The 13759-nt window shown below is 71.3% G+C and carries 13 protein-coding genes; 7 read left to right on the forward strand and 6 right to left on the reverse strand.

Features of this window, described 5'->3' with window-relative positions; genetic code table 11:
- Positions 1-60: 60 nt before the first annotated feature.
- Positions 61-825: a maleylpyruvate isomerase family mycothiol-dependent enzyme gene (locus Van01_RS03770; protein ID WP_203999903.1), complete on the reverse strand. Its 765-nt coding sequence runs from the start codon at positions 823-825 to the stop codon at positions 61-63.
- A 70-nt stretch (positions 826-895) separates the two neighbouring features.
- Here Van01_RS03770 and Van01_RS03775 point away from each other — a divergent pair, with 70 nt between their 5' ends.
- Positions 896-1978, forward strand: a complete 1083-nt coding sequence (locus Van01_RS03775; protein WP_203999907.1) for a UDP-N-acetylmuramate dehydrogenase — start codon at positions 896-898, stop codon at positions 1976-1978.
- Positions 1979-1991: 13 nt separating this feature from the next.
- Here the strand turns inward: Van01_RS03775 and Van01_RS03780 are convergent, their stop codons facing one another.
- Positions 1992-2786 (reverse strand): class I SAM-dependent methyltransferase, encoded by a 795-nt coding sequence (locus Van01_RS03780; protein ID WP_203999910.1) that lies wholly within the window; start codon positions 2784-2786, stop codon positions 1992-1994.
- Entirely contained in the window at positions 2786-3550 is a 765-nt protein-coding gene (locus Van01_RS03785) for an SDR family oxidoreductase (protein WP_203999913.1), read from the reverse strand. Before Van01_RS03785 ends, Van01_RS03780 begins: the two co-directional genes overlap by 1 nt.
- 183 nt (positions 3551-3733) lie before the next feature.
- Between Van01_RS03785 and mshA the strand changes: the two genes are divergently transcribed.
- The 3 genes from mshA (at position 3734) to Van01_RS33620 (ending at position 6779) form a co-directional block, all read left to right on the forward strand.
- Complete coding sequence (gene mshA, locus Van01_RS03790) at positions 3734-5083, forward strand: D-inositol-3-phosphate glycosyltransferase (protein ID WP_203999916.1); 1350 nt, start codon at positions 3734-3736, stop codon at positions 5081-5083.
- A gap of 86 nt (positions 5084-5169) precedes the next feature.
- A complete protein-coding gene (locus Van01_RS03795; RefSeq protein WP_203999918.1) occupies positions 5170-5703 on the forward strand; it encodes a type III secretion system chaperone family protein in 534 nt (177 codons plus the stop codon).
- Between the two features lie 287 nt (positions 5704-5990).
- Positions 5991-6779, forward strand: a complete 789-nt coding sequence (locus tag Van01_RS33620) for a hypothetical protein (protein WP_373306205.1) — start codon at positions 5991-5993, stop codon at positions 6777-6779.
- A gap of 371 nt (positions 6780-7150) precedes the next feature.
- Here Van01_RS33620 and Van01_RS03805 read toward each other — a convergent pair whose 3' ends face one another.
- Both Van01_RS03805 and Van01_RS03810 read right to left on the reverse strand, forming a co-directional pair.
- Positions 7151-8452: an MFS transporter gene (locus Van01_RS03805; protein ID WP_204000580.1), complete on the reverse strand. Its 1302-nt coding sequence runs from the start codon at positions 8450-8452 to the stop codon at positions 7151-7153.
- Between the two features lie 72 nt (positions 8453-8524).
- Positions 8525-9832 (reverse strand): MDR family MFS transporter, encoded by a 1308-nt coding sequence (locus tag Van01_RS03810; RefSeq protein WP_203999922.1) that lies wholly within the window; start codon positions 9830-9832, stop codon positions 8525-8527.
- 151 nt (positions 9833-9983) lie between these two features.
- Here Van01_RS03810 and Van01_RS03815 point away from each other — a divergent pair, with 151 nt between their 5' ends.
- A complete protein-coding gene (locus Van01_RS03815) occupies positions 9984-10751 on the forward strand; it encodes a phosphoglyceromutase (RefSeq protein ID WP_203999927.1) in 768 nt (255 codons plus the stop codon).
- A 53-nt stretch (positions 10752-10804) separates the two neighbouring features.
- Here the strand turns inward: Van01_RS03815 and phoU are convergent, their stop codons facing one another.
- Positions 10805-11455 carry a phosphate signaling complex protein PhoU gene (gene phoU, locus Van01_RS03820; protein WP_203999930.1) on the reverse strand — a complete coding sequence of 217 codons (651 nt, stop codon included), beginning with the start codon at positions 11453-11455 and terminating at the stop codon, positions 10805-10807.
- A 200-nt stretch (positions 11456-11655) separates the two neighbouring features.
- On the opposite strand from phoU, the gene Van01_RS03825 reads away from it, so the two are divergent.
- A complete protein-coding gene (locus tag Van01_RS03825; protein ID WP_203999946.1) occupies positions 11656-12885 on the forward strand; it encodes an ATP-binding protein in 1230 nt (409 codons plus the stop codon).
- A 58-nt stretch (positions 12886-12943) separates the two neighbouring features.
- Positions 12944-13627, forward strand: a complete 684-nt coding sequence (locus Van01_RS03830; protein ID WP_099852850.1) for a response regulator — start codon at positions 12944-12946, stop codon at positions 13625-13627.
- Positions 13628-13759 lie beyond the last annotated feature (132 nt).

Raw genomic sequence — 13759 nt, forward strand, 5'->3', positions numbered from 1 at the left:
GTCACAGAATGGCCACGGGCGGCATCCAGCAATGGAGGCCACCCGTGGCCCAGTGGGGAATCAGCCGGTGCGGACCCCGTCGAGCAGCGCGCGGTCACCCGCCACGGTCAGCGTGTCGAAGCTGACCCGCCCCCAGAGCGCCAGCAGCAGGTCGCTTGCGGTGCCGCTGACCTGCACCCGGGCGTGATGGTCGTCGTGGTCGAGGATGGTGCCGGTGTCGAGCAGGGCGACCCCCTCGCCACGCAGCCGCAGGTACCACTCCTGGGCGGCATCGGTGGCGGTCAGCCGGACCACGCCCTGCCACGGGCCGCCCGACTTGCGCCGGCCCGCCGGCAACCAGGTGTCCAGCACCTCGCTCACCCCGTCGGCCGCGAGCTTGGCCTCGATCGGCTCACCCGCGGCGATGGCGAGCTGGGCGTCCCAGCGGTGCACCGCCGTCTCGTGGGCCATCCGGCGCGGCCAGAAGGCCGCCTTCTTCGGCTGGGGAGCCCAGTTCCACGCCGGCGCCTCCGGATCGAGGGTGTCGAAGAGCGCCATCAGCTCGTCGTACGCCTGCTGCCACTGCTGGACGGCGGTGACGCCGGCCGCCGGCTCAACCGGCTGGGACCGGCTCTGCTGCGGTGCCGCCGGATCACCCGAGCCGGCCACGTCGTGCACCCACCGGTAGATCCCGGCGAGGTGGCGGGTCAGGTCGGTCACGGTCCAACCGGGGCAGGACAGCACGGGCGTCTCGGGTGGCGCCTCGGCCACCGCGGCCGCGAACGCCGGGCCCTCCGCCCGGAGCGCACCGATCCAGAAGTCCTTGGTGCCGTGCAGTCTGCTCATCGCCATCCTCCCGGGGGTGACCGGGCCACCAGTGGGTGCCGCGGCTACCCCTCAGCCTAGGGTGAGAGACGTGTCTGACGTCTACGCCCAGCCGACAGCCGCTCCGCAACCCGCCAGCACGGGCGATCTGGCGCAATACACGACATTGTGCGTGGGAGGGCCGGCCGGCCGGGTCGTGACCGCCGGCAACGCCAACGAGATCGTCAGCCTGGTACGCGAGGCAGGTTCCGAGATCCTCCTGCTCGCCGGCGGAAGCAACGTGGTGATCGGTGACGCTGGTTTCCCCGGCACCGTGGTCCTCGTCCGCTCCCGGGGGCTGCGGGTGCTCAGCGAGGACGAGCAGACCGTGACGGTACGGGTCGAGGCCGGCGAGCCGTGGGACGACCTGGTCGCCACGACGGTACGCAACGGCTGGTCGGGGCTGGAGTGCCTGTCCGGCATTCCCGGCTCGACCGGCGCCACCCCGATCCAGAACGTCGGGGCGTACGGGCAGGAGGTCGCCGAGACCATCACCGCCGTGCAGGTCTACGACCGGACGACCGGCACGGTCGGGCAGGTCGAGGCGGCCGAGTGCGGCTTCGCGTACCGGTCCAGCATCTTCAAGTACAACGAACGCTGGCTGGTGCTCTCGGTGGACTTCCGGCTGGCCCGCTCGCCGCTGTCCGGTCCGGTGCGCTATGCGGAACTGGCCCGGGCGCTCGGCGTCGAGGTTGGTGACCGGGTGCCGCTGGCGCAGGCCCGGGTCACGGTGCTGAGACTGCGCGCGGGCAAGGGCATGGTGCTCGACGCGGGCGACCCGGACACCCGCTCGGTCGGTTCGTTCTTCACGAATCCGGTCCTCGACGCCGCCGCGTACCAACGGCTGCGGCAGCAGGCCGCCGAACTGGGCGAGCCACCGGCGTGGCCCGGGGCCGGCGGCGTGGTCAAGGTCAGCGCCGCCTGGCTGATCGACAAGGCCGGCTTCGGCAAGGGCTATCCCGGCCCGGAGGGCACCGCCATCTCCACCAAGCACACCCTCGCCCTGACCAACCCCACAGGCACCGCCAGCACCCAGGCCCTGCTCACCCTGGCCCGGGAGATCCGCGACGGCGTCCAGACCCGCTTCGGCGTAACCCTCCACCCCGAACCCGTCCTCATCAACTGCACCCTCTAACCCGGGGGGTGGGTCAGGTGGGGGCGATTGTGGGCCAGGGGACGGTGAGGCGGCCGTGGCGCCAGTGGCGGGGGTGGTCGAGGACCGGCCAGCCCTGGGCGCGTACGGCCGACACGGTGTGCAGCCAGCGCTGGCGGGGGCCGAAGGGGGCGTAGCCGGCGGCGGCGTGCCAGGCGTCGTCAAGCGCCCGGATCAGGTCGTGGATGCGCTCACCCGGTACGTTGCGGTGGATCAGCGCCTTCGGCAGCCGCTCGGCCAGTTCGGCCGGAGTGCGCATGGTCGCCAGTCGGGCGGCCAGGGTCAGTGAGCGCGGCCCGTCGGCATCGAGCAGCACCCACCCGCCGAGGCGCCCCAACTCGTCGCAGGTCCCCTCCACCACCAGCCCGCCCGGCGCCAGCCCGCCGCGCATCGTCGCCCACGCGCCGGCCACCTCGCTCTCGTCGTACTGGCGCAGCACGTTCAACGCGCGGACCAGAGCGGGACGCAGGCCAGCCAACTCGAAGCCACCGCGGGCGAAGGTGAGACCTGGTGGATCGGCGGCGGGCTGCGCGTCGGTGACGCGTACCGGATCGATCTCCAGCCCGACCACCCGCACGTCGGCGCGGATCCGGGCGGCGAGCCGGGCCCGCAACTCCACAGCCGTCACCGCTGTCGCACCGTAGCCTAGGTCCACCACGAGCGGGTCCGGTGCGGCGCGCAGCGGCTCGGCGCAGGTCTCCACGATCCAGTTGTCGATCCGGCGGAGCCGGTTGGGATGCGTGGTCCCCCGGGTCACCGCACCGAGCGGTCGGGGCGCCGGCACCACCATCAGCCCGTCCGGTGCACCTTGTGCTGGGCGGCCTGAGCCAGCGGTCGGACCACGAGACGGTCCACGTTCACGTGCTGCGGTCGGGTGGCGCACCAGGCGACGCAGTCGGCGACGTCCTCGGCGAGCAGTGGCTCGGCGACACCGGCGTAGACCGCCTCCGCCCGCTCGACGTCTCCACCGAAGCGGGTCAACGAGAACTCGTCGGTCTTCACCATGCCCGGGTCGATCTCGATCACCCGGACCGGGCGCCCGCACAACTCCAGCCGCAAGGTGCCGGCGATCGCGGTCTGCGCGTGCTTCGCCGCGGTGTAGCCGCCCCCGCCCTCGTACACGGTGAAGCCGGCGGTCGACGAGACGACGACGATCGTGCCCGCCCCGGAGCCCTCGAGCATCGGCAGCAGCGCCTGGGTGACCCGTAGCGTGCCGAGCACGTTGACGTCGTACATCCACTGCCAGTCACCGATCGCGCCGGACTCCACCGGATCCAGCCCCCGTGCCCCGCCCGCGTTGTTCACCAGGAGGGTCACCGGCCCACCGGCCTGCTGCGCGGCCCGGGCCAGGTCGGCCACCGACTCGTCGGAGGTCACGTCGCAGCCGACCGCGGTGGCCGAGCCCCCGGTGGCGGTGATCCCGGCGACCAGTTCGACAAGCCGGTCGGTACGTCGTGCCGCGGCGAGCACGTGGAAACCCTCACCGGCGAGCCGCCGGGCGGTGGCGGCGCCGATCCCGCTGGACGCCCCGGTGACGATCGCGACACGACTCATCCGGCCATTCTCGCTCCCCGCCGACGGCCGGTGGGCGGCGCGGTCGCCATGAGGTCGGTCACGCCCGGGGCCCTGCCCGACGTATTTCCCGCCGCCGATCGGGAAGATGACATCCGGCGTGGAGTGTTGACGCAGAAGCGCCGGTCGTGCGGGACGGCATCAACCGTGGCAAAGGGAGCGGACGTGGCGGAAGAGCACACCGGTGTCGGTCGTCAGCGAGGTTCCCTGCCGTGGCCGAGACCTCGGCGGATCGCGACCCTGTCGGTACACACCTCACCGCTGCACCAGCCGGGCACCGGGGACGCCGGCGGCATGAACGTCTACATCCTGGAGGTCTCCCGGCGGTTGGCCGAGGCGAACGTCGAGGTCGAGATCTTCACCCGGGCCACCTCGGGTGACCTGCCGCCGGTGGTGGAGGTCGCCCCCGGGGTGCACGTCCGGCACGTGATGGCCGGCCCGCTGGAGGGCCTCACCAAGGAGGAACTGCCAGGTCAGCTCTGCGCGTTCACAGCTGGTGTGCTGCGCGCCGAGGCAGCGCGACCCCCCGGCCACTACGACCTCATCCACTCCCACTACTGGCTCTCCGGACAGGTCGGCTGGCTGGCCAAGGATCGCTGGGGGGTGCCGCTCGTGCACACCGCGCACACCCTGGCCAAGGTGAAGAACGCGCAGTTGGCCGCCGGTGACCGGCCGGAGCCCAAGGCGCGCGTGATCGGCGAGGAACAGGTGATCGCGGAGGCCGACCGGCTGGTGGCGAACACAGGGGTCGAAGCGCGGGACCTGATCGGCAGGTATGACGCCGATCCCACCCGGGTCACCGTGGTCGAGCCCGGTGTGGACCTGGAGCGGTTCCGTCCCGTCTCAGGTGACCGGGACGCCGCCAGCACCGCCGCCCGGCTCCGGTTGGGCCTGCCCACCCGGGGCCATCTGGTCGCCTTCGTCGGGCGGATCCAGCCGTTGAAGGCTCCCGACGTGCTCATCCGCGCGATCGCCGCCCTACGGGCGCGGGACGCCGAGCTGGCCCGGGAGGTCGCGGTGGTGATCTGTGGCGGCCCCAGCGGGACCGGGCTGGACCGGCCCACCGCTCTGATCGAGTTGGCCGCCGCACTCGGCGTCGCCGACCGGGTGCACTTCCTGCCACCCCGCACCGGAGCGGAACTGCCCCTGCTCTACCAGGCGGCCGACCTGGTCGCGGTGCCGTCCTACAACGAATCCTTCGGTCTGGTCGCGTTGGAGGCCCAGGCCTGCGGTACGCCGGTGGTGGCCGCTGCCGTCGGTGGCCTGGTCACCGCGGTGCGGGACCAGGTGAGCGGGGTGCTGGTGCGCGGGCATGATCCGGTGGACTGGGCGGGTACGCTGGCCCGCCTGCTGCCCGACCGGGCCCGACGGGCAGCGTTGTCCGTCGGTGCCGCCCGGCACGCCCGGGACTTCTCCTGGCACCGCACCGCCGCCGGCCTGCTCGCCGTCTACGGTGAGGCGATCGCCGACCGCCGGGCCGGTCTCACCGCCGAACTCACCGGCTCCCGCTGCTGAGCGCCGCACGGTCCCGGCCCACCAGGGGCGACGGTGACTGACCGGCAGCCGGGCAATGCTGTGGTGATCGTCGTAGAGTTGGCCGGATGAGCGACCTCGGTGCCCTGATCGAGTCCGTCTGCGCGGAGCGGGAACTCGCCTGCGAGTCCACCGGACCGGGGTCGTACGCGGTGACCCTGCCCGGTACCCACAAGCTCAAGACGATCTGCAACCTGATCGTCGGCGAGCACGCGCTGCGGATCGAGGCGTTCGTGATGCGCCAGCCGGACGAGCGGCGCGAGGAGCTGTGGGCCTGGTTGTTGCAGCGCAACGCCAAGATGTACGCCGTGTCGTTCTCCATCGACGCGGTCGGCGACGTCTACCTGACCGGCCGGGTCAACCCGGAAGGTGTGGACGCCGACGAACTGGACCGGCTGTTCGGTGCGGTGCTGACCTACGCCGACGAGTCCTTCGACACGATGCTGGAGATCGGCTTCGGCAGCTCGATCCGCCGGGAGTGGGAGTGGCGGGTGAAGCGGGGTGAGTCGACAGCCAACCTGGCGGCCTTCGCGCACCTGTTCGAGCCCTCGGACGCCGCCCGGTCGGCTCCGCCGGCCGCCGGAGGTTCGGACGGCTCCTGACGGGTAAGCCGCTGCGCGCGGTGCGGCGTTGGGACCCGCCGCGCCGAGACGGCGAGTGTCGAGGAGCGTGAGCGTCCATGGCTCAGCGAAGCAGCTCGGGTCGCGGCGGGACCGCGACCAGGACCAGGCGGCAAGGCGGCAACCAGACCCCGAACACGCCACGGATATCCGAGTCGGAGATCTCCCGGATGCGGGTGGACGACATTCGGGGACAACTGCGGCGGTACGGGGTCTCCGGCATCTCGGCCCTCCGCAAGCCGGAACTGGTCAAGACGCTGGCGAAGGCGATGCGGTCCGGCGGTGCCGGGCGTCGCAGCAGCGGTCCGGCCGGCCGGGCCAGCGCCACGAAGGCAGCCGGCACCAGACAGGCGGCGTCCAGCCGGACGGCGCCGGGGCGGGCCAAGTCGGCACCCGCGAAACGGGCCGCTCCCGCGAAGCGGGCCACTCCCGCGAAGCGGGCCGCTGCGGCCCGCAAGGCGACAGGTACGGCGGGCAGGCCGAGCGCGAGCGCCGCCCGCAAGACGACAAGCGCCGCCCGCAAGACCACGAGCGCCGCCCGCAGGACCACGACGGGTACGGCGCGCAAGGGCGTGGCCGGCGCGAGGAAGTCGGCCCCCCGCACGTCGGCCACGGCCGGCGGGCCAGGCAGCACGGCCACCCGCCCCCGGAAGGCGGCACCCGGCCGGCGGTCGGCCGCCGGTGGCGCGGCGCGGACCGGGCGGTCGAGTTCGCGATCGATCAGATCGTCGCAGATGATCTCCTCGCTCCAGGACCGGCCGGAGCGTCCCGGCCGCAGCCTGGTCACCACCAACCACGACGTGATCCGACGGTGGGCCCGGGAGCGGGGTGCCAAGCCGGCGACGATCGGCGGTACCGAGCGCGAGGGGCGGGCCGGGGTGCTGACCTTCAACATTCCGGGTTACCGGGAGAGCAGCCGGATCCGCGAGATCACCTGGGACGAGTGGTTTCACACATTTGATATGCGTCGACTGAACCTGATCTACCAGGAGCAGCTGCGGGACGGTCGACAGAGCAACTTCTTCCGGACCGAATCACCCGATCGGGAAGACGGGTGAGAGGTTTGCGGGAATAGCCCTCGGGTACCCGCTGTTGGCCTTGACCGAGGGCCTAAGCGCCGTCTCCCAGGGATTCGGTAGCTGTGACGGGCGAGACAGTCGCTCAGGTTGAATCACGAGGTCGGGCCGCACTAACTTTATTGCACCGCGTCACGCTCGGTGCCGTTCGGGGGAGCGGCGGATCGATCAGATCTGTGCAGCCGGGCGAGACGCGGGGGACGGGTGGACCGACACCGTTGGGGGACGGTGGCCCACCTGTTTGGACCGGCGGCGCGAGCGGGCGTCGCTTACGGGGGTGAGTGTCGCCCGCCGCCGCCGGTCGTACGACGTGAAATGCCCGGTACATCTCGTACCGGGCATTACGCGTGCGCTCAGGACCGCCCGGCCAGCGACGGCTCGACCCGTTCCCCCTGATGACGCAGGGCGGCCACCCGTCGTTCCCGGGACGGCCCGGCGAGCAGGTGCGCACCGGCGGCCAGCAGACCCAGCGCGCCGACAAGCAGCCAGTGCCCTTCGCCCCACATTTGCAGGCTGAAACCCCCGAGCGTCGGCGCGATGAACGACGCCGCCGGGAACGCCAGGTAGAACACCGACTGATAGCGGGCCCGCAGCGCCGGCGGTGCCAGGTCCGCGTTGATCTGTGCGTTGGGTGGCGCGGCCAGCATCGAGCCGACCGTCCAGACCACACAGGCGCTCAGGTAGAACGCGAGATCGTCGGCGACGGCGAGCGCGCCGAAGCCGAGCGCGAGCAGCGCCGTCGACAGGGCCAGCACATGCGCTTTCCGGTGGCGGTCGATGAGCCGCGGTACGAACAACTGCCCGAGCACGATCAGGACGCCGCCGAGGGCCACCACGGCGCCGTACGCCGACGGCCCCAACCCGTCGGCGCGCATCGCCAGCGGCATGATCGTCGACGCCTGCATGGTCAGTACGGCAAGCACGAAGGTCAGCCCGACGAAGACCAGGAAATGCCGATCGGTCAACGCGGTGTGCAGTCCCGGGCGACGCGATCGGCGGGTGTCGACAGCCGGAGCCGCCGGGATCCCGCGGCGGGCCAGGGTCTCCGGGACCTTCCAGGCGATGAGCGCGGCGGTGGCGAACGTGGCGACCGCGTCGACCAGGAAGAGAGCCACGTAGCTCGCCTCAGCCAGTAGCCCGGCCAGTACCGAGGCGACCGCCATGCCCAGGTTGAACGCCCAGAACTGCAGGTTGAAGGCGCGGGACCGGCGGTGCTCCGGTACCACGTCGACGATCGCCGCGACGAAGGCGGGACTCGGCATGGAGTGCGTCACCCCGACCAGCAGGGCGAGCGCCGCGATCACGCCGAGGTGCTGGCTGAAGGCCAGCGCGACCATCAGGCCGGCGGTGACCAGATGCGCCGCCACCAGGGTCGAGCGTCGGCCCCACCGGTCGGCCAGGACCCCGCCGAGCAGCACCCCGGCGGCACCGCCCGCGCCGTACCCGCCGACCACCACGCCGGCCAGCGACTCGCTGGCGCCTCGGGCCGCAGTCAGGTAGAGCGACAGGAAGAGCATCGCGAACGCGCCGGCCCGGTTGATCAGCAGGCCGGCCCAGAGGTACCAGAAGGTCGCGGGCAGGCCGCCTGCGGTGTCGGCCAGCCAGCGACGAAGTGCCCCGACCGGTGGCCGTTCGTGCTGCTGCTCGGTAGGCACCTCGACCCCGCCTATCTGTTCGGACACCTAACAGATCTTGCCGGGTCGCCCCACGGGAGGGGCGTCGGGGGTTCACCCCTGGGAGGTGGCCACCGGCTCCGCCGCCTGCGGCGCGGCGGGTTGCGGCGCGGTCGACTGGACGGTGACCACCGGCGCGGCACCTGCGGTACGCAGGGCGACGGCCCGCCGCTCCCGCGCCGGTCCGGACAGCAGGTGGCCCACCGCCATCACCAGGCCGATCACCGCGCACCCGAACCAGAGGGTGGCGTTGCCGGCCTGCTCCCGCACCAGTCCACCGAGGATCGGCGCCGCCGCGCCGGCCAGCTGCCAGGAGAGCGAGAAGACACCCTGGTAGCGGCCGCGCAGCTCGGCGGGGGAGAGCTCGGCGATGAGGGTGGCGTTGGACGGCGAGTTGAGCATCTCGCCGAGGGTCCAGATCAGCACCGTCAGCCCGTAGAACCAGGCGACGTCGGCGAACGCGGTCAGCCCGAAGCCCGCGCCCATCACCACCGCGGCCAGGGCGAGCACATGCGACCGGCTGCGCCCCTTGATCAACCGAGGTACGAAGAGTTGGCCGGCCACGATCAGGACGCCGTTGAGCGCGATCACCGATCCGTACGTGGCGGGGCTCAGGCCGGAGTCGGCCATCGCGATCGGCAGCATCGAGATGTGCTGAAGGAAGACAAGTGCCCCGAGCAGGTTCAGGGCGACGAAACCGAGGTACACCCGGTCGGTCAGGATGGTCCGCAGGGCTCCGGCCGGAGCGCCGCCGCGGGGCATGTCGACGGTGACCGTCCGGGTCTCCCGCACCTTCACGAAGATGATCAGCGCGGTGACCACTGTGGTGGCCGCGTTGACCACGAAGAGCAGCAGGTAGCCGGCCTGCGCGGCGAAGCCGGCGAGCACTGCGGCACAGGCGAAGCCGAGGTTGATCGCCCAGTAGTTGAGCGAGAAGGCGCGCAGCCGATCCCGCTCCGGCACCACGTCGATCATCATGGCGCCGAACGCCGGGCGGGCCGCCTCGGCGAAGAGACCGAGCAGCAACGCGCCCGCCGCGACGGTCCACAGGTCCCGGGCGAAGCCCAGGGCGAGCATCATGGTCGCGGCGCCGAGATGGGAGGCGAGCAGCGTCGGCCGACGGCCCCACCGGTCGGTGAGGGTGCCGCCGGCGGTGGTGCCGACCGCACCGCCGACACCCCACGCGCCGAGCACCAGGCCGGCCTGTGTGGCGGAGAAGCCGCGTTCCTGGGTCAGGTAGATGGCGAGGAAGACCAGGACGAACGAGCCGAGTCGGTTGATCAGCGTGCCGGTCCAGAGGTACCAGAAGGTCCTCGGTAGCCCGCCTGTGGTGTCCCGGAACCAACCCCGCATCGCGCGCACGCCGGCGCCCCCGTTTCCGTAATGCCTGATTATCTTTTGGATCCTTACCAACCTAATGGCGTGCCGGAATCAAGGTCACCCGTATTTCCACGTGGTGGTCGTCACCACCCTTCCCGCGCGGGCCGTTCGGGGTTGCGGCAGGATGATCGGCATGACAGCTAGCGAGGGGCCCACCGTCGGGACGCTGGTCCTGCTTCGGCACGGCGAGAGCGACTGGAACGCCAAGAACCTCTTCACCGGTTGGGTCGACGTCGACCTGACCACGAAGGGGGAGAGCGAGGCGCGCCGCGGCGGCGAGCTGCTGCGCGAACACGGCCTGCTGCCGGACGTGGTGCACACAAGCGTGATGCGCCGCGCCATCCGGACCGCCGAGTTGGCGTTGAACGCCGCCGACCGCCACTGGATCGCGGTGCGCCGGTCGTGGCGGCTCAACGAGCGCCACTACGGCGCGCTACAGGGCAAGAACAAGAAGCAGACCCTTGAGGAGTACGGCGAGGAGCAGTTCATGCTTTGGCGCCGGTCGTACGACACCCCGCCGCCACCGATCGCTGACGACGACGAGTGGTCGCAGGTGGGTGATCCGCGTTACGCGCTGCTGCCGACCGAGCTGATGCCGCGTACGGAGTGCCTCAAGGACGTCGTCGAGCGGATGTTGCCGTACTGGTACGACTCGATCGTGCCGGACATCCTGGCTGGCCGCACCGTGCTGGTGGCCGCGCACGGCAACTCGCTGCGGGCGCTGGTCAAGCACCTGGACCAGATCAGCGACGAGGCCATCGCGAAGCTCAACATCCCGACCGGGATCCCACTGCGCTACGACCTGGACCCGCTGCTGCGGCCCCAGACGCTGGGCGGCACCTACCTCGACCCGGAGGCCGCCAAGGCCGCCGCCGCCGCGGTGGCCAACCAGGGGCGCTGACCGACCGCGACGCCGCACGAGGGCCCCGGCGTCGGCCGGGGCCCTCGTCGTGCTCAGGCAGGGGTGACGGGTTCGCCGGTGATCAGGTAGACCACGTGCTCGGCACTGTTGACCGCGTGGTCGGCGAAGCGCTCGTAGAAGCGGCCGAGCAGGGTGGCGTCGATCGCGGTCTCCACGCCGTACGGCCAGTCCGCGCCGAGCAGCACCCCGAACAGCCCCTTGTGCAACTCGTCCATGGCGTCGTCGTCGCCGTCCAGCTCGGCGGCGAGATCGGCGTCGGGGTGGGCCAGCACCGAGGCGATCTTCTCGGCCATCCGGTCGGCGATGGTCGCCATGTCGGTGAAGACCGGACGCAGCTCGGCCGGTACGGCCGGCGACGGGTGCCGGCGCAACGCCGTCTTGGCGACGTGGTCGGCCAGGTCACCCATCCGCTCCAGATCGGCCGCCACGTGCAACGCCGTGATCATGGCGCGCAGGTCGGAGGCGACAGGGGCCTGACGGGCCAGCAGGTCGCAGACCCGCTCCTCGACCTGACGGTAGAGCCCGTCGATCTCCGCGTCCCGCTCGATCACCGACTCCGCCGCCCGGTGATCGGCGGTCAGCAGGGCCCGGGTCGCCTGCCGCAACGCCGCCCGAACTCCCTCGGCCATCTCGACAAGCAGTTGGCTGACGGCCTGAAGTTCAGCTCGGAACTCGTCGCGCATTCTCACGTCCTGTCCGTCGGTGCCGGCGATCTCGCCGGCAGGGCTTTGCGCAGGTACGCCGCCAAACTAGGGCTCCCGGGCGGACCGGAGGTGAACGCTGATGAACTACGCCGGACGCGCGGGTGAACTTTCCCGGAAGCGAGAGTGCTTCGTCCTGTTCTGGGCGATAGCCGGGTTAACAATGACCCTACGATCGCCGAGTGACGTGGGCGGTGACGGTGGGTGTGGCTGCGGCCCTGGTGGTCGGGGTGGCCGCCGGCCTGTGGTTGTCCCGGTTCGGTAAGGGGAGGCTCGCGATCGTCGACGAAGTGCAGGTCGGGCTCGGCCGCCGCGCGATCGACTCGCTGCGCGCGGGGGTCGTGGTGCTCGACGCAGAAGATGTGCCGGTACTTGTCAATCCGGCGGCGCGGGCGATGGGGCTGTTGCGGACCGGTGGTCGGCCCGGTTCGATCATGGCGCATCCGTTGATCCGTACCCTGGCGGGTCAGGTGCGGCGTACCGGCGTGCGGCGCGAGATCGAGCTGGACCTGCCCCGAGGCCGCGACAACGCCGGAGAGAACCCGCTCGGTGTGCACCTACGGGCGATGGGCCTGGGCAACGGCTACATCGCTGTGGAAGCGGCCGACGTGACCGAGTCGCACCGGCTGGCCCGGGTCCGGCGTGACTTCGTGGCGAACGTCAGCCATGAGCTGAAGACCCCGATAGGCGCGTTGCAGTTGCTCGCCGAGGCACTGGTGGACGCCACCGAGCCGGCCGACGAGGGGCGCCCGGATCTCTCCGAGGACCTGGTCGCCGCCCGGCGGTTCGCCGAGCGCATCCAGCACGAGTCGACCCGGTTGGGGCGGCTGGTGCAGGAGTTGCTGGAGCTGACCCGGCTCCAGGGCGCTGAACCGCAGCCGGCACCCGAACCGGTCGCGGTGGACTGGGTGATCTCCGAGGTGATCGATCGCACGCGGACCGCCGCCGCCGCCCGTCGGATCGAGGTGGCGGTCGAGGCCGAGCGGGGACTGACCGTGTACGGCAGCGACAACCAGATCGCGACCGCGGTGGCGAATCTGGTGGAGAACGCACTCAACTACTCCGGCGAGGACACGACGGTACGCATCGCCGCCCGGGCCACCGAGGAGCAGGTGGAGATCGCTGTCACCGACCAGGGCATCGGCATCGCGCCCACCGACGTCGACCGCATCTTCGAACGGTTCTACCGGGCCGACCAGGCGCGCTCCCGCGCGACCGGCGGCACCGGCCTGGGGCTGGCGATCGTCAAGCACATCGCGAGCAACCATGGCGGCCGGGTGGATGTTGCGAGCACTCTTGGTGGTGGGTCGACGTTCACCCTCCGGCTGCCCGCCCGCCCGCCGGACGACCTGCTGGCGACACTGCCGCCTGCTGGGATCGAGGCCGGCGCGGCTGAGCTCCGGCAGGTCTGACCGCACGTGGATCAGGCCGGGCTCCGACCCGGTCCGACCGATGGAAAGGAAACGCCCGTTGAGTCGAGTTCTGGTGGTCGAGGACGAGGAGTCGTTCTCAGACGCCCTGTCGTACATGCTCCGTAAGGAGGGGTTCGAGGTTTCCGTGGCCGCCACGGGGACGTCGGCTCTCACCGAGTTCGACCGGACCGGCGCCGACATCGTCCTGCTCGACCTGATGCTGCCGGAGATGTCCGGTACCGAGGTCTGCCGGCAGCTGCGCCAGCGCTCGCCCGTGCCGATCATCATGGTCACCGCACGGGACAGTGAGATCGACAAGGTGGTCGGCCTGGAGATCGGCGCCGACGACTACGTGACCAAGCCGTACTCTCCCCGCGAACTGGTCGCCCGGATTCGCGCGGTGCTGCGCCGGCAGAGCCCGGAGGCACCCGAGTCGGGCGTGCCGACCCTTGCCGCCGGGCCGGTCCGGATGGACATCGAGCGGCATGTGGTGACAGTTGACGGGGGCACCGTGCAGTTGCCGCTCAAGGAGTTCGAGCTGCTTGAGCTGCTGCTGCGCAACGCGGGTCGGGTGCTCACCCGGGGCCAGTTGATCGACCGGGTCTGGGGCGCCGACTACGTGGGCGACACGAAGACGCTTGACGTGCACGTCAAGCGGCTGCGTTCCAAGATCGAGCCGGAGCCCTCCACTCCGCGCCACATCGTCACGGTGCGCGGTCTCGGCTACAAGTTCGAGCCCTGAGCCGACCCGGACCACACCGTCGCCTGACCGGTCGCCGGTCACGTTCTGTTGCTGCTCGACGTGGTTGCGTTGGGTAACGCCGCACTCGGCCGGCAATTGTTCTACTCGGCTCCTTTGCTCTGCTTACACATA

Source organism: Micromonospora andamanensis (assembly GCF_016863495.1).
In the GTDB taxonomy this organism is placed as follows: Bacteria; Actinomycetota; Actinomycetes; order Mycobacteriales; family Micromonosporaceae; genus Micromonospora; species Micromonospora andamanensis.